The following is a 15,168-nucleotide window of genomic DNA, read 5'->3' as shown; positions in this document are numbered from 1 at the left end:
ATCAGACTTCAGTCTCCGCAGCAGCCGCCGGGTACGGTCCGAACATCCCGGGTGATCCGATTGCGTGCCGCCAGATCCGCGGCTTCGGGGTAGTCGACGCGCACGAGGCACAGTCCGTGTGCGGGGGCCACGAGAATCGAACTCGACCGCGACGTCTCCCGGAGCAGCCCCTCGATCCAGTCGAGATCGCGGCGGCCCTCCCCCACGGCGAGAACCGCACCGACGAGACTGCGCACCATCGACCAGCAGAACGCGTCGGCGCTGACGAACGCCGTGAACACGTCGCCGTCGCGTTCCCAATCGAAACGCTGCAGATCGCGGACCGTGGTGGCGCCTTCCCGGCGTTTGCAGAACGCCGCGAAGTCGTGCAACCCCAGCAGGGTCGCGGACGCCGAGCGCATGAGCTCGAGGTCGAGGATCTTCGGATACGACACCGTGTCCCGGGCTCGGAGCGGGTCGGCACCGTAGACCGCCGACGTCAGGCGGTACTCGTAGTGCCTCCGCATGGCGGAGAACCGTGCATCGAAGTGTTCGGGCGCGAAGGAGATCTGCTTGATCCGCACATCCTTCGGCAAAAATCGGGCGAGTCTGCGGACCAGCCGGGACGGCTCGTCCGGGAGGGCCTCGACCGGAACGTCGACATGCGCGACCTGACCGGTGGCGTGGACGCCGGCGTCGGTCCGCCCCGCCACCGTGAGCTGCAACGGCGAGCGCAGGACGGCGCCGAGCTTCTCCTCGATCTCCCCGCACACGGTGCGCAGGCCGTTCTGGCGGGCCCACCCGGAGAAGTCCGTTCCGTCGTACGCGACGTCCAGGCGCAAGCGACAGGTCTCATACGAAACGGGCCCGCCGTCCCTCTCGGGGACGACGGGCTCGTTCGATTCAGCGTGTGCCGAAACCAAGTGGACTAGTCCTTCTTGGCCTCTTCGGCCTCGGGAGCGTCGGCCGCGGTCTCGTCCTCGATGGCCTCGACGACGGCGTCAGCGTTCTCGACCTCGGCGTCGGTTGCCTCGGCCTCGACGGCCTCGACGACGTTCTCCTCGGCGGGAGCAGCAGCCGGCGCATCCTGCGATGCCTTCACGCGACGGGCGCGGTCGGCCTCGGAGGTGACGGTCTTCTCCTTGACGAGCTCGATGATCGCCATCGGCGCGTTGTCGCCCTTACGGGGGACCGTCTTGATGATGCGGGTGTAGCCGCCGTCACGATCGGCGTAGAACGGGCCGATCTCCGCGAACAGGGTGTGCACGACATCCTTGTTGCGAATGACCTTCAGAACCTCGCGACGGTGCGCCAGGGTTCCTGCCTTGGCGTGCGTGACGAGCTTCTCGGCGTAGGGGCGCAGGGCCTTGGCCTTGGACTCCGTGGTGGTGATGCGGCCGTGCTCGAAGAGCGCGGTAGCCAGATTGGCGAAGATCGCCTTCTGGTGCGAAGCCGACCCGCCGAAGCGGGCACCCTTCTTGGGCTTGGGCATGATGATCTCCTAGTAAAGGACCGTGAGCTACAGCTGTTCGGTCTCGGCGTAGTCCTCGGTGCCCTCGGCATCACCGAAGGAACCGGCGTCCGTGTCGCTCCACGTTCCGGTGGCGGCGTCGTAGCCGGCAACGGTGGTGGGATCGAAGGATGCGGGGCTGTCCTTGAGGGCCAGGCCGAGCGAATGCAGCTTGACCTTCACCTCGTCGATGGACTTCTGTCCGAAGTTGCGGATGTCGAGCAGATCGGACTCGGTACGGCCGACAAGCTCACCGACGGTGTGAACACCCTCGCGCTTGAGGCAGTTGTAGGAACGGACCGTCAGGTCCAGGTCCTCGATGGGCAGTCCGAACGAAGCAATGTGATCGGCCTCGGCGGGCGAGGGTCCGATCTCGATGCCTTCTGCTTCGACGTTCAGCTCACGGGCCAGGCCGAAGAGCTCAACCAGGGTCTTGCCCGCAGAAGCGAGCGCGTCCCGAGCGGTGATGGAGTTCTTGGTTTCCACATCGAGCACGAGCCGATCGAAGTCGGTGCGCTGCTCGACACGGGTGGCCTCCACCTTGTAGGTGACCTTGAGCACCGGCGAGTAGATCGAGTCGACCGGGATACGGCCGATCTCGGCGCCGGACGCCTTGTTCTGGACGGCGGGGACATAGCCGCGACCGCGCTCGACGACGAGCTCGATCTCCAGCTTTCCCTTGTCGTTCAGGGTGGCGATGTGCAGATCCGGGTTGTTCACGGTGACGCCGGCCGGGGGCACGATGTCGCCTGCGGTCACAGCGCCGGGGCCCTGCTTGCGGACGTACATGGTGACCGGCTCGTCCTCTTCGGAGCTCACGACGAGGCCCTTGAGGTTCAGGATGATGTCGGTGACATCTTCCTTCACACCGGGAACTGTGGTGAACTCGTGCAGAACGCCATCGATGCGGATGCTGGTGACAGCAGCGCCGGGAATCGACGAGAGCAGCGTGCGGCGGAGCGAATTGCCGAGGGTGTACCCGAAGCCTGGCTCGAGGGGCTCGATGACGAACTTCGAGCGGTTGTCAGCGATGACCTCTTCGGTCAGCGTGGGTCGCTGAGAAATGAGCATTGGATTTCCTCCTGTACGGGCGTCCGCTATTTGACGCCCACGATGGGAAAGGCACTTCGTGCCCGTGCGCCTTTCCGGTAGTCGGAACTACCGGAAAGGCGCACGAGTCGACAGGCCTACTTCGAGTAGTACTCGACGATGAGCTGTTCCTGCAGCGGAACGTCGATCTGCGCACGCTCGGGAAGCTGGTGAACCAGAACCCGGAGACGTCCACCGACAACCTGCAGCCAACCCGGGATCGGGCGATCGCCCTGGGTCTCGCGCGCAACCTGGAAGGGAAGCGTGGACAGCGACTTCTCCTTGACATCGATGATGTCGTACTGGGAGACGCGGTAGCTGGGGATGTCGACCTTCTTGTTGTTCACGAGAAGGTGACCGTGCGTGACCAGCTGACGGGCCTGGCGGCGGGTGCGAGCCAGTCCGGCGCGGTACACGACGTTGTCGAGACGCGACTCCAGGATGCGGAGCAGGTTCTCACCGGTCTTACCGGGGCGGTTGTTCGCCTCCTTGTAGTACAGGCGGAACTGCTTCTCCATGACGCCGTAGGTGAAGCGAGCCTTCTGCTTCTCCTGCAGCTGGAGCAGGTATTCGCTCTCCTTGATCCGCGCGCGGCCGTGCTGGCCCGGCGGGTAGGGACGACGCTCGAACGCCTGGTCGCCTCCAACGAGGTCGACGCGCAGACGACGCGACTTGCGGGTGATGGGTCCGGTATAACGTGCCATTTTCTTCTACCTATCCTTCCCGCTAGACCCGACGCCGCTTGGGCGGACGGCAGCCGTTGTGCGGCTGGGGGGTGACATCGGAGATGGTGCCGACCTCGAGGCCTGCGGCCTGAAGCGAGCGGATCGCGGTCTCACGGCCGGAGCCGGGGCCCTTGACGAAGACGTCGACCTTCTTGACACCGTGCTCCTGCGCCTTGCGGGCTGCGTTCTCTGCGGCCAGCTGGGCGGCGAACGGGGTCGACTTACGCGAACCCTTGAAGCCGACGTGTCCCGAGGACGCCCAGGAAATCACGTTTCCGGCGGGGTCCGTGATGGACACGATGGTGTTGTTGAACGTGCTCTTGATGTGAGCGGCGCCGTGCGGGACGTTCTTCTTGTCCCTGCGACGCGCCTTCTGGGTCTTCTTCGGACCGGTGCTACGTGACTTGGGGGGCATTACTTCGCCTTCTTCTTGCCTGCAATGGTGCGCTTCGGACCCTTACGGGTGCGGGCGTTGGTCTTGGTGCGCTGACCACGCACGGGCAGACCACGACGGTGGCGCAGGCCCTGGTAGCAGCCGATCTCGATCTTGCGTCGGATGTCGGCCTGAACCTCGCGGCGAAGGTCACCCTCGACCTTCAGCGACTCCTCGATGTACTCGCGGAGCTTGGCCAGATCCTCGTCCGAGAGATCCTTGCTCCGCAGATCCGGGCTGACGCCGGTGGCGTCCAGGATCTCCTTGGAGCGGGTACGGCCGATGCCGTAGATGTAAGTAAGTGCGATCTCCATCCGCTTTTCACGGGGAAGATCGACACCTGCGAGACGTGCCATGTCGGCATTTCCTATCGGTGTGCGGAGGTCTGCTCCCAGTCCATCCCCTGTGCCTCTTCAAACGTCGGCGGTCTCGCGACCGACAATGCTTCAACTAACTCAGTGGGGCCCCGGCCTCCGTGCCGGGGGTGAACCAGTACCTGCTCGAAAGCCGGAAGTACTGGCTGGTGCTGGGAGGTCATCTTTGCTTGTTGCCAAGCAGATCCTCGAAAAGCGGAGATCTAGCCCTGACGCTGCTTGTGGCGCAGGTTCTCGCAGATCACCATGACCCGGCCGTTACGACGGATCACCTTGCACTTTTCGCAGATCTTCTTGACGCTCGGCTGAACCTTCACGTCTTCTGATCTCCTGTTTTGTGGCAGCCCACTACGCAGAGCCGCAGCGGACGTACTTCTCCCCGACCTGGTCGGGCGGGGAAGCTTTTACTTGTACCGGTAAACGATGCGTCCGCGCGACAAGTCGTAGGGCGAGAGCTCTACGACAACGCGATCTTCCGGGAGGATGCGAATGTAGTGCTGACGCATCTTTCCGCTGATGTGGGCGAGAACCTTGTGGCCGTTCTCGAGCTCAATGCGGAACATCGCATTGGGCAGCGGCTCGACTACTCGTCCCTCGACCTCGATGGCCCCGTCTTTCTTAGCCATATCCTCCGCGATCCATGTGGTTTGGCGTGCTTATTGCATCTGTTTCCGTTACCGTGGCGCCCAATGGGATCTTCACCGGCCGAAACATGAACAATCCGGATCGAATCCGGCACTGGGCACGCAGACAACCGGCACGCATAGCGCACCGTTGATCCATGTTACGGGAAATTGCTCACCAGGCCAAATGCGGTCCCCGGGCGGACCCACTCGTCCACGAGAATTCCGCGTCCCGACCCACCCGGTCACGACTCGAAGGACGGTGTACGTGCGCGCCCTGGTTCAGCGAGTGACGTCCGCGTCGGTCCGGGTGGACGGCGACGAGGTGGGACGGATCACTCCCCCGGCCGGCGGCCACGGCCTGCTCGTCCTGGTCGGCGTCACCCACACGGACGACGAGGCGAAGGCGGCTCTGCTCGCGAGGAAGGTGTGGACCATGCGCATCCTGGAGAACGAGCAGTCCGCCGCCGACCTCGACGCACCGGTGCTCGTCGCCAGTCAGTTCACGCTGATGGCGGACACCCGCCGGGGCAGGCGCCCGTCCTGGTCCGCCGCGGCGCCGAGGCCCGTGGCGGAACCACTGGTGGACGAGTTCACCGGCGCCCTGCGCGAGCTGGGCGCAACCGTCGAGACGGGTGTGTTCGGCGAGCACATGGAGATCAGCCTCGTCAACGACGGCCCGGTGACGCTGCTGATCGACGTGTAGAACCCCGCAGGCGGTCGCTACTCCGGACGCAGGGTGAGGATGCGCGGTCCGTCGTCGGTGACGGCGACCGTGTGCTCCCAATGGGCGGCACGGGTGCCGTCCGCGGTCACGACGGTCCAATCATCTTCGAGGACAACGGTATCCGTGGTGCCGAGGGTCAGCATCGGTTCGATCGCGAGAACGGATCCGACCACCAGCTGGGGCCCCTTGCCCGGGGCTCCCTCGTTGGCGAGGAACGGCTCCATGTGCATTTCCCGGCCGATGCCGTGACCGCCGTAGCCGTCGACGATGCCGTACTTGCGGTCGTGCGCGACCTCGGCGGCGCGGGTGCCGAGTTCGATCGCATGCGAGATGTCGGTGAGCCGGTTGCCGGGCAGCATCGCCGCGATCCCCGCCTCCATCGACAGCCGGGTGGCCTCACTGAGCTGCTCGTCCGCTTCGATGATGTCGCCGACGCCGAAGGTCCACGCAGAGTCGCCGTGCCAACCGTCCAGAATGGCGCCGCAGTCGATGGAGACGAGGTCTCCCTCGGCGAGAATGTCTTCTGCCGAGGGAATCCCGTGCACCACGCGATCGTTCACGGACGAACAGATCGACCCGCTGAACCCGTGGTAGCCCTTGAACGACGGCACGGCGCCGGCGCCGCGGATGACCGACTCGGCCACCTCGTCGAGTTCGAGCGTGCTCACACCCGGCTTCGCCGCTTCGCGGACCGCCACCAGAGCAGCACCGACGATGGCACCGGCGGCCGCCATCGCGTCCAGCTCGCCCGCGGTCCGGAACGGAACGACCTTGCGCTTACGCCCGAAGCCCATTACTTGCCCAGCGCTGCCAGTGCGCGAGCGTTGACCTCGTCGACCTCACCGAGGGCGTCGACGGTCACCAGCTGCTCCTTGTAGTGATCGAGCAGCGGCGCGGTCTCCTCGCGGTACACCCGGAGCCGGTTGCGGATGACGTCTTCCTTGTCGTCGGCGCGGCCACGGGCCAGCATCCGCTCGACGACGACGTCTTCGTCGACGATGAACGACAGCACTGCGTCGAGCTTGGTGTTCAGCTCGGCCAGGATCGCCTCGAGCGCCTGGGCCTGGTCGACGGTCCGGGGGAAGCCGTCCAGCAGGAAGCCGTTGGCCGCGTCCGGCTCGCCGACGCGGGCCTTCACCATGTTGTTGGTGATCTCGCTGGGAACCAGGTCCCCGGCGTCCAGGTACTTCTTCGCCTCGAGGCCGAGAGGGGTGGCCTGGCCGATGTTCGCGCGGAACAGGTCGCCCGTCGAGATGTGCGGGACGCCGAGCTTCTCGGACAGAATCGCGGCCTGGGTGCCCTTGCCTGCACCGGGAGGACCAAGGAGGACAAGTCTCACTTGAGGAACCCTTCGTAGTTACGTTGCATCAATTGACTTTCGATCTGCTTGACCGTGTCCAGGGCGACGCTGACGAGAATCAGCACGGCCGCACCACCGAAGATGCTGCTGGAGGTCTGGCTTCCGGACAGGAAGAAGTGGGGCAGCACCGCGATCAGACCCAGGTAGATCGAGCCGGGAACGGTGATGCGGTTGAGCACGTAATTCAGGTAGTCCGCGGTGGGGCGACCCGGGCGGATACCGGGGATGAAGCCGCCGAACTTCTTCATCTCGTCGGCGCGCTCTTCCGGATTGAACGTGATCGCGACGTAGAAGAACACGAAGAACACGATCAGCGCGAAGTAGATCACGATGTACACCGGGTTGTTCGGATTCACCAGGTACTCGTTGATGATCCGCTGCCACCAGCTGGGATCGGCCGAGGACGTGGCACCGGTGAGCTGCGCGATGAGGTTCGGCAGGTACAGCAGCGAGGACGCGAAGATGACCGGGATGATGCCGGCCTGGTTGACCTTGAGCGGCAGGTACGTCGACGAACCGCCGTACATCTTGCGGCCGACCATGCGCTTGGCGTACTGCACCGGGATGCGCCGCTGCCCCTGCTCGACGAAGACGACGCCGGCGATGATGGCGAGCGCCGCGACACAGATGATCGCGAAGATCAGTCCCCCGCGGCTGTCCAGGATGGCCTTGCCCTCGGAGGGCAGGCGGGACGCGATACCCGAGAAGATCAGCAGCGACATGCCGTTGCCGACTCCGCGCTCGGTGATGACCTCGCCGAACCACATGACGAGGGCAGCGCCCGCGGTCATGACCAGCACGATGATCACGAGGCCGAAGATGCTCTTGTCGGCGATGATCTCTTCCTGGCATCCCTGCAGCAGCTGGCCGCGCGACGCGAGCGCCACGATGCCGGTGGCCTGCAGGATCGCGAGTGCGATCGACAGATAGCGCGTGTACTGCGTCATCTTCGCCTGGCCGGACTGGCCTTCCTTCCGGAGTTCCTCGAACTTCGGAATGACGACCGTCAACAGCTGGACGATGATGCTGGCCGTGATGTACGGCATGATGCCGATCGCGAAGATCGACAGCTGCAGCAGTGCACCGCCGGAGAACAGGTTGATCAGCGAGTAGATGCCCGCGGAGTCGCCGCCCGACAGCTGATCGACGCAGGCTCGCACGTTGCCGTAGTCGACGCCCGGCGACGGGATCACCGCGCCGATGCGATACAGCGCAACGAGACCGAGCGCGATGAGGATCTTCCGCCTCAGGTCCGGGGTCCTGAGGGCCGAGACGAAGGCGGAAAGCAAAGATCCTCCTGGCACGACGGTGGGGAGACGAAGTCGTGAGCGACTTGTCCGTGAATGAACTCTAGAACTCTAACAGTGGCAACTGAACGCACAGCTGGGAGACCTGCGGCACTGCCGCCCGTACAGCCGCAAATGGCCGCAGTACAGCGCGAGGCTGTACTGCGGCCATCTACTGGCTAGCGGTGATAGCTCACAGCTCGGTGGCGGTACCACCGGCAGCAGCGATCTTCTCCTTGGCGGAGCCGGTGAACTTGTCGACCGTCACCTGGACGGCGACAGTCAGGTCGCCGTCGCCGAGAACCTTGACGAGCTGGTTCTTGCGAACGGCACCCTTGGCAACGAGGTCCTCGACCGTGACCTGTCCACCCTCGGGGAACAGACGGGCGATGTCGCCGACGTTGACGACCTGGTACTCGGTGCGGAACGGGTTGGTGAAACCCTTGAGCTTGGGCAGACGCATGTGCAGCGGCATCTGTCCACCCTCGAAGGCGGCGGGCACGTTCTTGCGGGCCTTGGTGCCCTTCGTGCCGCGGCCTGCGGTCTTACCCTTGGAACCTTCACCACGACCGACGCGAGTCTTCTCGGTCTTGGCTCCCGGCGCGGGGCGCAGGTGATGCAGTTTGATGGTCATGGTTAGACCTCCTCAACTGTGACGAGGTGGCGCACCACGTTGATCAGACCGCGGTTCTGGGCATTGTCCTCGCGGACAACCGTCTGACGGATGCCCTTCAAGCCGAGGGTGCGCAGCGAGTTCCGCTGGTTCTGCTTGGTACCGATGGTGCTCTTGATCTGAGTGACCTTGAGTTCGGCCATTACTTCACGCTCCCAGCCTGTGCGCGCGCACGCAGCATGCCGGCGGGGGCAACGTCCTCGAGGGCGAGACCGCGGCGAGCGGCAACTTCCTCGGGGCGCTGCAGGCCCTTGAGCGCAGCAACGGTCGCATGCACAACATTGATGGCGTTGTCGCTACCGAGCGACTTCGACAGAATGTCGTGGATGCCGGCGCATTCCAGCACGGCACGCACCGCGCCACCGGCGATGACACCGGTACCGGGGCTTGCCGGACGCAGCATGACGACGCCCGCTGCGGCCTCACCCTGAACCGGGTGCGTGATGGTGCTGCCGATCATCGGCACGCGGAAGAAGCTCTTGCGAGCCTCCTCGACGCCCTTCTGGATGGCCGCAGGAACTTCCTTGGCCTTGCCGTAGCCGACGCCGACCAGTCCGTTGCCGTCGCCCACGATCACCAGAGCGGTGAAGCTGAAGCGACGACCACCCTTGACGACCTTCGACACGCGGTTGATCGTGACGACGCGCTCGATGTGGTTCGACTTCTCGGCCGACTGTCCGCCGCGACGATCGTCGCGACCGCCACCACGACGGTCGCCGCCGCCGCGGTTGTCCCCCGTGTTGGGGCCATTCTGTCCGGCGGGTCCGCTTCCGCCGTCACGCCTCTGACGTCCCGGCATCAGGCTGTCCTTCCGTTCATGTACTCGGTCTTGGTCATCAGAACTTCAACCCGCCTTCGCGAGCCGCGTCCGCAAGGGCCGCGATGCGACCGTGGTAGCCGTGTCCACCGTGGTCGAACACGACGGTCTCGACACCGGCTGCCTTCGCGCGCTCGGCGATCAGCTGACCGACCTTCGCACTGAGGGCCTTCTTGTCGCCGTCCGCTGCACGCACGTCCGCCTCGGTGGTCGACGCCGCTGCCAGAGTGTGGCCGGCAAGGTCGTCCACGAGCTGGACGTGGATGTGGCGCGAGGACCGGTTGACGACCAGGCGGGGACGCTCGGGCGTGCCGGAGACCTTCTTGCGGAGACGGAAGTGACGACGCACCTTCGACAGGCGACGCTTCGTGGACGCATCCTTGCCGAGCGGAATCCGCTTGGCTTTCTGGTTTGCAGTCTGGCTCATATCACTTACCCGTCTTTCCGACCTTGCGGCGGATCTGCTCACCCTCGTAACGCACGCCCTTGCCCTTGTACGGGTCCGGACGGCGGAGACGACGGATGTTGGCCGAGATCTGCCCGACCTTCTGCTTGTCGATGCCCGACACCGAGAACTTGGTGGGCGACTCGACCGCGAAGGTGATGCCTTCCGGAGCCTCGATCGGGACCGGGTGGCTGTAGCCGAGTGCGAACTCGAGGTCCTTGCCCTTGAGAGCGACGCGGTAACCGACGCCGTGAATCTCCATCTTGGTGGTGTAACCGTCGGTGACACCGGTGATGAGGTTCTGAACCAGGGTGCGGGACAGACCGTGCAGCGCGCGGCTGCGACGCTCGTCGTCCGGACGGGTCACGCTGAGCGTGCCGTCGTCGTTCTTCGCAATGACGATCGGCTCGGAGATCGTCAGGGCCAGCGTGCCCTTGGGACCCTTGACCGTGACGTCCTGGCCGTCGATCGAGACGTCGACGCCGCCGGGGACGGTGACGGGAATCTTTCCAATACGCGACATTGTGGTGGCCTCCCTTACCAGACGTAGGCGAGGACTTCCCCGCCCACTCCTTGATTGGCCGCCTGGCGATCGGTGAGCAGGCCGGTGGACGTGGAAATGATCGCCACGCCGAGGCCGCCCAGAACCTTGGGCAGGTTGGTGGACTTCGCGTACACACGCAGACCGGGCTTGGAGACGCGACGCACGCCGGCAAGGCTGCGCTCACGGCTCGGGCCGTACTTCAGGTCGACGATGAGGGTCTTGCCCACCTCGGCGTCTTCGGTGCGGTAGTCGGCGATGTAACCCTCGCGCTTGAGGATCTCGGCGATGTTCGCCTTGATCTTCGAGTGGGGCAACTTCACCTCATCGTGGTACGCCGTGTTGGCGTTGCGCAGACGCGTCAAGAAGTCTGCGATGGGGTCGGTCATGGTCATGAGGTTGACCTCTACCTTTCTCACAACGGTTCCCTCTGCCGTTTCCGGCGCAGGCCTATCGCGAAGTAGGTCTTACGTTTCCCGGTCCGAGGTTACGAACCGGAAGTCTGTGGGGGGGTGACGCCGTCGCCGGGGAGGCGACGGCGTCACCGGCTCACCAGGAGCTCTTGTGAACGCCGGGGAGCTCGCCCGCGTGCGCCATCTCACGGACGCAGATTCGGCACAGGCCGAACTTGCGGAACACCGAGTGCGGACGGCCGCAGCGCTGGCAGCGGGTGTAGGCGCGCACCGCGAACTTGGGCTTCTTGTTGGCCTTGTTGACCAATGCCTTCTTAGCCATTAGCTCAGTTCTCCTTGAACGGGAAGCCGAGGTGCTTCAGCAGGGCACGGCCTTCTTCGTTGTTGGTCGCGGTGGTCACCACGGTGATGTCCATGCCGCGCGGGCGGTCGATCTTGTCCACGTCGATCTCGTGGAACATCGACTGCTCGTTCAGGCCGAACGTGTAGTTGCCGTTGCCGTCGAACTGGTTGCCCGACAGGCCTCGGAAGTCCCTGATGCGGGGAAGCGCGACGGACACGAGACGGTCCAGGAACTCCCACATGCGGTCGCCACGCAGCGTGACGCGGGCACCGATCGGCATTCCCTCGCGGAGCTTGAACTGCGCGATGGACTTGCGGGCCTTGCGGATCTCGGGCTTCTGACCGGTGATCAGAGCGAGATCGTTGACGGCACCGTTGATCAGCTTGGCGTCGCGCGCGGCGTCACCGACACCCATGTTGACGACGACCTTGACGACGCCGGGGATCTGCATCACGTTGGCGTAGTCGAACTCGGTGTTCAGCGCAGCCTTGATCTCCTCGCGGTAGCGAGTCTTCAGGCGCGGCTGGATCTTGTTCTCAGTGGAGGTCATGTCAGATGTCCTTCCCGTTCTTCCGGGAAATCCGAACGCGCTTGCCGGACTCTTCGTCGGTCCGGTAGCCCACGCGAGTGGGGTTGCCGTCCGAGTCGACGACCGCGACGTTGGAAACGTGGATCGGGGCTTCCTGCGTGACGATGCCGCCGGAGGAAGCTCCGCGCTCGTTCGCGGAAACCGCGGTGTGCTTCTTGATGCGGTTCACGCCTTCGACGAGGACCTTGTTGGTCGCGGGGTAGGCCTGGATGACCTTGCCTTTCGCGCCCTTGTCCTTGCCGGCGATGACCAGCACGGTGTCACCCTTGTGCACCTTCATCACAGCACCTCCGGGGCGAGCGAGACGATCTTCATGAACTTCTTCTCACGCAGCTCACGGCCGACGGGGCCGAAGATGCGGGTGCCACGGGGATCGTTGTCCGGCTTGATGAGGACGGCGGCGTTCTCGTCGAACTTGATGTACGAACCGTCCGGACGGCGACGTTCCTTGGTGGTGCGGACGATGACGGCCTTGACGACCTCGCCCTTCTTGATGTTTCCACCCGGGATGGCGTCCTTGACGGTGGCGACGATGATGTCGCCGATCCCGGCGTAACGGCGAGACGAACCACCGAGAACGCGGATGCAGAGAATCTCCTTGGCACCCGTGTTGTCGGCGACGCGCAGCCGCGACTCCTGCTGAATCACTTACTTCTCCTTGACCTGGACTGTTGCACGGCAGATTTCCGACCCGACGTGCGCGGTCTGCACCCGTGCCCTGCGAGAGGGGCCGCCCCGGTGGGCGGCACAACGGTGGGGTTGCCGTGCGTCGGCCGCAAGGCAACCCCACCATCGTACCGGATACATTATTCGGTTCTTACTTGGCCTTCTCGAGGACCTCGACGAGACGCCAGTGCTTGGTCGCGGACAGCGGACGGGTCTCCATCAGCTGCACGCGGTCACCGATGCCTGCGACGCCGTTCTCGTCGTGCGCCTTCACCTTGCTGGTGCGCCGGATGATCTTGCCGTAGAGCGGGTGCTTGACCCGGTCCTCGAGCTCGACCACGATCGTCTTCTCCATCTTGTCGGAGACGACGTATCCGGTGCGGACCTTGCGGCTGCCGCGCTCTTCAGTACTCACTGCTTTTTCCTCACTCATGCCGCGTCACCTGCGTCCGGACCGACGGCCAGCCCGAGCTCACGCTCACGCAGAACGGTGTAGATACGCGCGATCTCGTGACGAACGGTACGAAGTCGACGGTTGTTGTCCATCTGACCCGTGGCCATCTGGAAACGAAGGTTGAACAGCTCTTCCTTCGACTCACGAAGCCGGGTGACCAGCTCTTCTTCGGTGAGCTCGCGGAGCTCTGCGGCTGGGGTTCCAGTAGCCATCAGAACTGCTCCTCCCTAGTCACGATCCGGCACTTGCACGGGAGCTTGTGCATCGCGCGGCGCAGGGCCTCACGAGCGATCTCCTCATTGGGGTAGCTCATCTCGAACATCACGCGACCGGGCTTGACGTTCGCGATCCACCACTCGGGCGAACCCTTACCGGAACCCATGCGGGTCTCGGCCGGCTTCTTGGTGAGGGGGCGATCCGGGAAGATGTTGATCCAGATCTTGCCGCCACGCTTGATGTGCCGGGTCATGGCGATACGAGCGGACTCGATCTGCCGGTTGGTGATGTAGGCGGGCTCGAGAGCCTGGATGCCGTAGTCACCGAAGGTCACCTGGGTTCCACCCTTGGCGGCACCCGAACGGCTCGGATGGTGCTGCTTGCGGTGCTTGACCCGCCGTGGGATCAACATGCGTCAGCCCTCCTTCTGTTCAGTCGTAGCGGGTGCATCGGCGGTGGCGGTCGCTGCGCGGCCGGCCTCGGTGCTGGTCGCGGTGGTGCCGGTGGCACCGGAACGACGGGGGCGGCTCGGACGCTCACGACGCGGGCGGTCGCCTGCGGGAGCAGCCACGTTGGCGGCGAGCTCACGCTTGCCACCGACGATGTCGCCCTTGTAGATCCAGACCTTCACGCCGATGCGGCCGAAGGTGGTCTTGGCCTCGTAGAGGCCGTAGTCGATGTCCGCGCGAAGCGTGTGCAGCGGCACGCGGCCTTCGCGGTAGAACTCCGACCGGGACATCTCGGCGCCGCCGAGACGACCGGAGCACTGAACCCGGATTCCCTTGACGTTGGGCTGACGCATGGCCGACTGGATGGCCTTGCGCATCGCGCGACGGAAGGCGACGCGGTTCGAGAGCTGCTCGGCAACACCCTGTGCGACGAGCTGAGCCTCGGCCTCGGCGTTCTTGACCTCGAGGATGTTCAGCTGGACCTGCTTGCCGGTCAGCTTCTCGAGCTCGGAACGGATGCGATCGGCTTCGGCGCCGCGGCGGCCGATGACGATGCCCGGGCGGGCGGTGTGGATGTCGACGCGAACACGGTCACGCGTGCGCTCGATCTCGACCTTCGCGATGCCCGCGCGCTCCATGCCGGTGGCGAGGAGCTTACGGATCGCGACGTCTTCCTTGACGTACTCCGCGTACTGCTTGTCTGCGTACCAGCGAGACTTCCAGTCGGTGGTGATGCCGAGGCGGAAGCCGTGCGGGTTGATTTTCTGGCCCACTACTGAGCACTTCCCTTCCGGCGATTACGGGTCGATGTTCCGGTCTTCGGCAGGCTCTCCACGATCACGGTGATGTGACTGGTGCGCTTGCGGATACGGAACGCACGTCCCTGTGCACGCGGCTGGAACCGCTTGAGGGTCGCGCCCTCGTCCACGAACGCCGTGGCGACGACAAGCGTGCTCGGGTCGAGGTCGAGGTTGTTCTCGGCGTTGGCGGCGGCGGAGGCGATCACCTTGGCGACCGGCTCGCTCGCTGCCTGCGGCGCGAACTTCAGGATGTTCAGGGCGTCTTCAACCGAACGCCCGCGGACCAGGTCCACAACGCGACGCGCCTTCATCGGCGTGACGCGCACGTGGCGCGCTACTGCCTTGGCGGTCGGGTTGGCGGTTTCGGTGTTGCTCATCGCCTCTTCGCCTTCCGATCATCCTTGATGTGACCCTTGAACGTGCGGGTCGGTGCAAACTCTCCGAGCTTGTGTCCGACCATCGAGTCGGAAACGAACACGGGGACGTGCTTGCGGCCGTCGTGAACCGCAAACGTGTGGCCGATGAAGTCCGGGATGATCGTGGAACGACGGGACCAGGTCTTGATGACCTGCTTGGTCCCCTTCTCGTTCTGCACGTCCACCTTCGCGAGGAGGTGGTCATCGACGAACGGGCCCTTCTTGAGGCTGCGTGGCATC

28 protein-coding genes are annotated in these 15,168 nt (G+C 64.7%); 1 reads left to right on the top strand and 27 read right to left on the bottom strand.

Going from position 1 to position 15,168, the window contains the following annotated elements; genetic code table 11:
* Window positions 1-8: 8 nt before the first annotated feature.
* The 8 genes from truA to infA form a co-directional block, all read right to left on the bottom strand.
* Window positions 9-902: a tRNA pseudouridine(38-40) synthase TruA gene (gene truA, locus ROP_RS30870; protein WP_193384875.1), complete on the bottom strand. Its 894-nt coding sequence runs from the start codon at window positions 900-902 to the stop codon at window positions 9-11.
* 5 nt (window positions 903-907) lie between these two features.
* Window positions 908-1,471 (bottom strand): 50S ribosomal protein L17, encoded by a 564-nt coding sequence (gene rplQ / locus ROP_RS30865; RefSeq protein WP_015889926.1) that lies wholly within the window; start codon window positions 1,469-1,471, stop codon window positions 908-910.
* 27 nt (window positions 1,472-1,498) lie between these two features.
* On the bottom strand, window positions 1,499-2,560 hold the full coding sequence (locus tag ROP_RS30860; RefSeq protein ID WP_005239684.1) for a DNA-directed RNA polymerase subunit alpha: 1,062 nt from the start codon (window positions 2,558-2,560) through the stop codon (window positions 1,499-1,501).
* Window positions 2,561-2,676: 116 nt separating this feature from the next.
* On the bottom strand, window positions 2,677-3,282 hold the full coding sequence (gene rpsD / locus ROP_RS30855; RefSeq protein WP_005253863.1) for a 30S ribosomal protein S4: 606 nt from the start codon (window positions 3,280-3,282) through the stop codon (window positions 2,677-2,679).
* A gap of 22 nt (window positions 3,283-3,304) precedes the next feature.
* On the bottom strand, window positions 3,305-3,718 hold the full coding sequence (gene rpsK / locus ROP_RS30850; RefSeq protein ID WP_005239680.1) for a 30S ribosomal protein S11: 414 nt from the start codon (window positions 3,716-3,718) through the stop codon (window positions 3,305-3,307).
* Window positions 3,718-4,092 carry a 30S ribosomal protein S13 gene (gene rpsM, locus ROP_RS30845; RefSeq protein ID WP_005239677.1) on the bottom strand — a complete coding sequence of 125 codons (375 nt, stop codon included), beginning with the start codon at window positions 4,090-4,092 and terminating at the stop codon, window positions 3,718-3,720. Before rpsM ends, rpsK begins: the two co-directional genes overlap by 1 nt.
* 221 nt (window positions 4,093-4,313) lie before the next feature.
* Window positions 4,314-4,427, bottom strand: coding sequence for a 50S ribosomal protein L36 (gene rpmJ / locus ROP_RS30840; RefSeq protein ID WP_003938068.1), 114 nt, complete (start codon window positions 4,425-4,427; stop codon window positions 4,314-4,316).
* 87 nt (window positions 4,428-4,514) lie between these two features.
* Complete coding sequence (gene infA / locus ROP_RS30835; RefSeq protein ID WP_003418601.1) at window positions 4,515-4,736, bottom strand: translation initiation factor IF-1; 222 nt, start codon at window positions 4,734-4,736, stop codon at window positions 4,515-4,517.
* Window positions 4,737-5,001: 265 nt separating this feature from the next.
* Between infA and dtd the strand changes: the two genes are divergently transcribed.
* Window positions 5,002-5,439 (top strand): D-aminoacyl-tRNA deacylase, encoded by a 438-nt coding sequence (gene dtd, locus ROP_RS30830; protein WP_015889925.1) that lies wholly within the window; start codon window positions 5,002-5,004, stop codon window positions 5,437-5,439.
* A gap of 17 nt (window positions 5,440-5,456) precedes the next feature.
* Here dtd and map read toward each other — a convergent pair whose 3' ends face one another.
* The 19 genes from map to rpsS form a co-directional block, all read right to left on the bottom strand.
* On the bottom strand, window positions 5,457-6,254 hold the full coding sequence (gene map / locus ROP_RS30825) for a type I methionyl aminopeptidase (protein ID WP_015889924.1): 798 nt from the start codon (window positions 6,252-6,254) through the stop codon (window positions 5,457-5,459).
* Entirely contained in the window at window positions 6,254-6,799 is a 546-nt protein-coding gene (locus ROP_RS30820) for an adenylate kinase (protein ID WP_015889923.1), read from the bottom strand. Before ROP_RS30820 ends, map begins: the two co-directional genes overlap by 1 nt.
* Window positions 6,796-8,109: a preprotein translocase subunit SecY gene (secY, locus tag ROP_RS30815; RefSeq protein WP_005239668.1), complete on the bottom strand. Its 1,314-nt coding sequence runs from the start codon at window positions 8,107-8,109 to the stop codon at window positions 6,796-6,798. Before secY ends, ROP_RS30820 begins: the two co-directional genes overlap by 4 nt.
* A gap of 190 nt (window positions 8,110-8,299) precedes the next feature.
* A complete protein-coding gene (rplO, locus tag ROP_RS30810; protein WP_015889922.1) occupies window positions 8,300-8,740 on the bottom strand; it encodes a 50S ribosomal protein L15 in 441 nt (146 codons plus the stop codon).
* A gap of 2 nt (window positions 8,741-8,742) precedes the next feature.
* A complete protein-coding gene (gene rpmD / locus ROP_RS30805; protein WP_005253859.1) occupies window positions 8,743-8,922 on the bottom strand; it encodes a 50S ribosomal protein L30 in 180 nt (59 codons plus the stop codon).
* Entirely contained in the window at window positions 8,922-9,578 is a 657-nt protein-coding gene (gene rpsE, locus ROP_RS30800; RefSeq protein WP_005253858.1) for a 30S ribosomal protein S5, read from the bottom strand. Before rpsE ends, rpmD begins: the two co-directional genes overlap by 1 nt.
* Before the next feature lie 37 nt (window positions 9,579-9,615).
* Window positions 9,616-10,023, bottom strand: coding sequence for a 50S ribosomal protein L18 (gene rplR, locus ROP_RS30795; protein ID WP_015889921.1), 408 nt, complete (start codon window positions 10,021-10,023; stop codon window positions 9,616-9,618).
* Window position 10,024: 1 nt separating this feature from the next.
* Complete coding sequence (gene rplF, locus ROP_RS30790) at window positions 10,025-10,564, bottom strand: 50S ribosomal protein L6 (RefSeq protein WP_015889920.1); 540 nt, start codon at window positions 10,562-10,564, stop codon at window positions 10,025-10,027.
* A gap of 14 nt (window positions 10,565-10,578) precedes the next feature.
* Window positions 10,579-10,977 (bottom strand): 30S ribosomal protein S8, encoded by a 399-nt coding sequence (gene rpsH / locus ROP_RS30785; RefSeq protein ID WP_005239657.1) that lies wholly within the window; start codon window positions 10,975-10,977, stop codon window positions 10,579-10,581.
* A gap of 154 nt (window positions 10,978-11,131) precedes the next feature.
* Window positions 11,132-11,317: a type Z 30S ribosomal protein S14 gene (locus tag ROP_RS30780; protein ID WP_005239644.1), complete on the bottom strand. Its 186-nt coding sequence runs from the start codon at window positions 11,315-11,317 to the stop codon at window positions 11,132-11,134.
* A 4-nt stretch (window positions 11,318-11,321) separates the two neighbouring features.
* Window positions 11,322-11,888, bottom strand: coding sequence for a 50S ribosomal protein L5 (gene rplE / locus ROP_RS30775; protein ID WP_005239642.1), 567 nt, complete (start codon window positions 11,886-11,888; stop codon window positions 11,322-11,324).
* A gap of 1 nt (window position 11,889) precedes the next feature.
* Window positions 11,890-12,207 (bottom strand): 50S ribosomal protein L24, encoded by a 318-nt coding sequence (rplX, locus tag ROP_RS30770; RefSeq protein ID WP_005239640.1) that lies wholly within the window; start codon window positions 12,205-12,207, stop codon window positions 11,890-11,892.
* Complete coding sequence (gene rplN / locus ROP_RS30765) at window positions 12,207-12,575, bottom strand: 50S ribosomal protein L14 (protein ID WP_005239639.1); 369 nt, start codon at window positions 12,573-12,575, stop codon at window positions 12,207-12,209. The genes rplX and rplN overlap by 1 nt, the downstream gene beginning before the upstream one ends.
* A 169-nt stretch (window positions 12,576-12,744) precedes the next feature.
* Window positions 12,745-13,026, bottom strand: a complete 282-nt coding sequence (gene rpsQ / locus ROP_RS30760; protein ID WP_005239638.1) for a 30S ribosomal protein S17 — start codon at window positions 13,024-13,026, stop codon at window positions 12,745-12,747.
* Window positions 13,023-13,259, bottom strand: a complete 237-nt coding sequence (rpmC, locus tag ROP_RS30755; protein ID WP_005239637.1) for a 50S ribosomal protein L29 — start codon at window positions 13,257-13,259, stop codon at window positions 13,023-13,025. The genes rpsQ and rpmC overlap by 4 nt, the downstream gene beginning before the upstream one ends.
* On the bottom strand, window positions 13,259-13,675 hold the full coding sequence (gene rplP, locus ROP_RS30750) for a 50S ribosomal protein L16 (RefSeq protein WP_005239636.1): 417 nt from the start codon (window positions 13,673-13,675) through the stop codon (window positions 13,259-13,261). The genes rpmC and rplP overlap by 1 nt, the downstream gene beginning before the upstream one ends.
* 3 nt (window positions 13,676-13,678) lie before the next feature.
* Window positions 13,679-14,485 carry a 30S ribosomal protein S3 gene (gene rpsC, locus ROP_RS30745; protein ID WP_005239635.1) on the bottom strand — a complete coding sequence of 269 codons (807 nt, stop codon included), beginning with the start codon at window positions 14,483-14,485 and terminating at the stop codon, window positions 13,679-13,681.
* Complete coding sequence (gene rplV, locus ROP_RS30740) at window positions 14,485-14,889, bottom strand: 50S ribosomal protein L22 (RefSeq protein WP_005239634.1); 405 nt, start codon at window positions 14,887-14,889, stop codon at window positions 14,485-14,487. The genes rpsC and rplV overlap by 1 nt, the downstream gene beginning before the upstream one ends.
* Window positions 14,886-15,167 carry a 30S ribosomal protein S19 gene (gene rpsS, locus ROP_RS30735; protein WP_003940820.1) on the bottom strand — a complete coding sequence of 94 codons (282 nt, stop codon included), beginning with the start codon at window positions 15,165-15,167 and terminating at the stop codon, window positions 14,886-14,888. The genes rplV and rpsS overlap by 4 nt, the downstream gene beginning before the upstream one ends.
* Window position 15,168 lies beyond the last annotated feature (1 nt).

The organism is Rhodococcus opacus B4 (genome assembly GCF_000010805.1).
Classification (GTDB): Bacteria; Actinomycetota; Actinomycetes; order Mycobacteriales; family Mycobacteriaceae; genus Rhodococcus_F; species Rhodococcus_F opacus_C.
Note: the sequence above shows the minus strand (reverse complement) of the source record. Positions and strands in the feature narration are given on the sequence as shown.

Bases quoted from the DNA above. Each gene is read 5' to 3' on its own strand.
- ROP_RS30860 (WP_005239684.1), bottom strand. From the start codon at position 2,560: ATGCTCATTTCTCAGCGACCCACGCTGACCGAAGAGGTCATCGCTGAC.
- rpsH (WP_005239657.1), bottom strand. From the start codon at position 10,977: ATGACCATGACCGACCCCATCGCAGACTTCTTGACGCGTCTGCGCAAC.
- rplR (WP_015889921.1), bottom strand. From the start codon at position 10,023: ATGAGCCAGACTGCAAACCAGAAAGCCAAGCGGATTCCGCTCGGCAAG.
- rpmD (WP_005253859.1), bottom strand. From the start codon at position 8,922: ATGGCCGAACTCAAGGTCACTCAGATCAAGAGCACCATCGGTACCAAG.
- rplV (WP_005239634.1), bottom strand. From the start codon at position 14,889: ATGAGCAACACCGAAACCGCCAACCCGACCGCCAAGGCAGTAGCGCGC.
- rpsM (WP_005239677.1), bottom strand. From the start codon at position 4,092: ATGGCACGTCTCGCAGGTGTCGATCTTCCCCGTGAAAAGCGGATGGAG.
- rpsE (WP_005253858.1), bottom strand. From the start codon at position 9,578: ATGCCGGGACGTCAGAGGCGTGACGGCGGAAGCGGACCCGCCGGACAG.
- rplX (WP_005239640.1), bottom strand. From the start codon at position 12,207: ATGAAGGTGCACAAGGGTGACACCGTGCTGGTCATCGCCGGCAAGGAC.
- rplO (WP_015889922.1), bottom strand. From the start codon at position 8,740: ATGACCATCAAACTGCATCACCTGCGCCCCGCGCCGGGAGCCAAGACC.
- rplQ (WP_015889926.1), bottom strand. From the start codon at position 1,471: ATGCCCAAGCCCAAGAAGGGTGCCCGCTTCGGCGGGTCGGCTTCGCAC.
- map (WP_015889924.1), bottom strand. From the start codon at position 6,254: ATGGGCTTCGGGCGTAAGCGCAAGGTCGTTCCGTTCCGGACCGCGGGC.
- rpsS (WP_003940820.1), bottom strand. From the start codon at position 15,167: ATGCCACGCAGCCTCAAGAAGGGCCCGTTCGTCGATGACCACCTCCTC.
- rplE (WP_005239642.1), bottom strand. From the start codon at position 11,888: ATGACCTCCACTGAGAACAAGATCCAGCCGCGCCTGAAGACTCGCTAC.
- ROP_RS30780 (WP_005239644.1), bottom strand. From the start codon at position 11,317: ATGGCTAAGAAGGCATTGGTCAACAAGGCCAACAAGAAGCCCAAGTTC.
- rplF (WP_015889920.1), bottom strand. From the start codon at position 10,564: ATGTCGCGTATTGGAAAGATTCCCGTCACCGTCCCCGGCGGCGTCGAC.
- rpsD (WP_005253863.1), bottom strand. From the start codon at position 3,282: ATGGCACGTTATACCGGACCCATCACCCGCAAGTCGCGTCGTCTGCGC.
- rplP (WP_005239636.1), bottom strand. From the start codon at position 13,675: ATGTTGATCCCACGGCGGGTCAAGCACCGCAAGCAGCACCATCCGAGC.
- rpsK (WP_005239680.1), bottom strand. From the start codon at position 3,718: ATGCCCCCCAAGTCACGTAGCACCGGTCCGAAGAAGACCCAGAAGGCG.
- infA (WP_003418601.1), bottom strand. From the start codon at position 4,736: ATGGCTAAGAAAGACGGGGCCATCGAGGTCGAGGGACGAGTAGTCGAG.
- rpmC (WP_005239637.1), bottom strand. From the start codon at position 13,259: ATGGCTACTGGAACCCCAGCCGCAGAGCTCCGCGAGCTCACCGAAGAA.
- rpsQ (WP_005239638.1), bottom strand. From the start codon at position 13,026: ATGAGTGAGGAAAAAGCAGTGAGTACTGAAGAGCGCGGCAGCCGCAAG.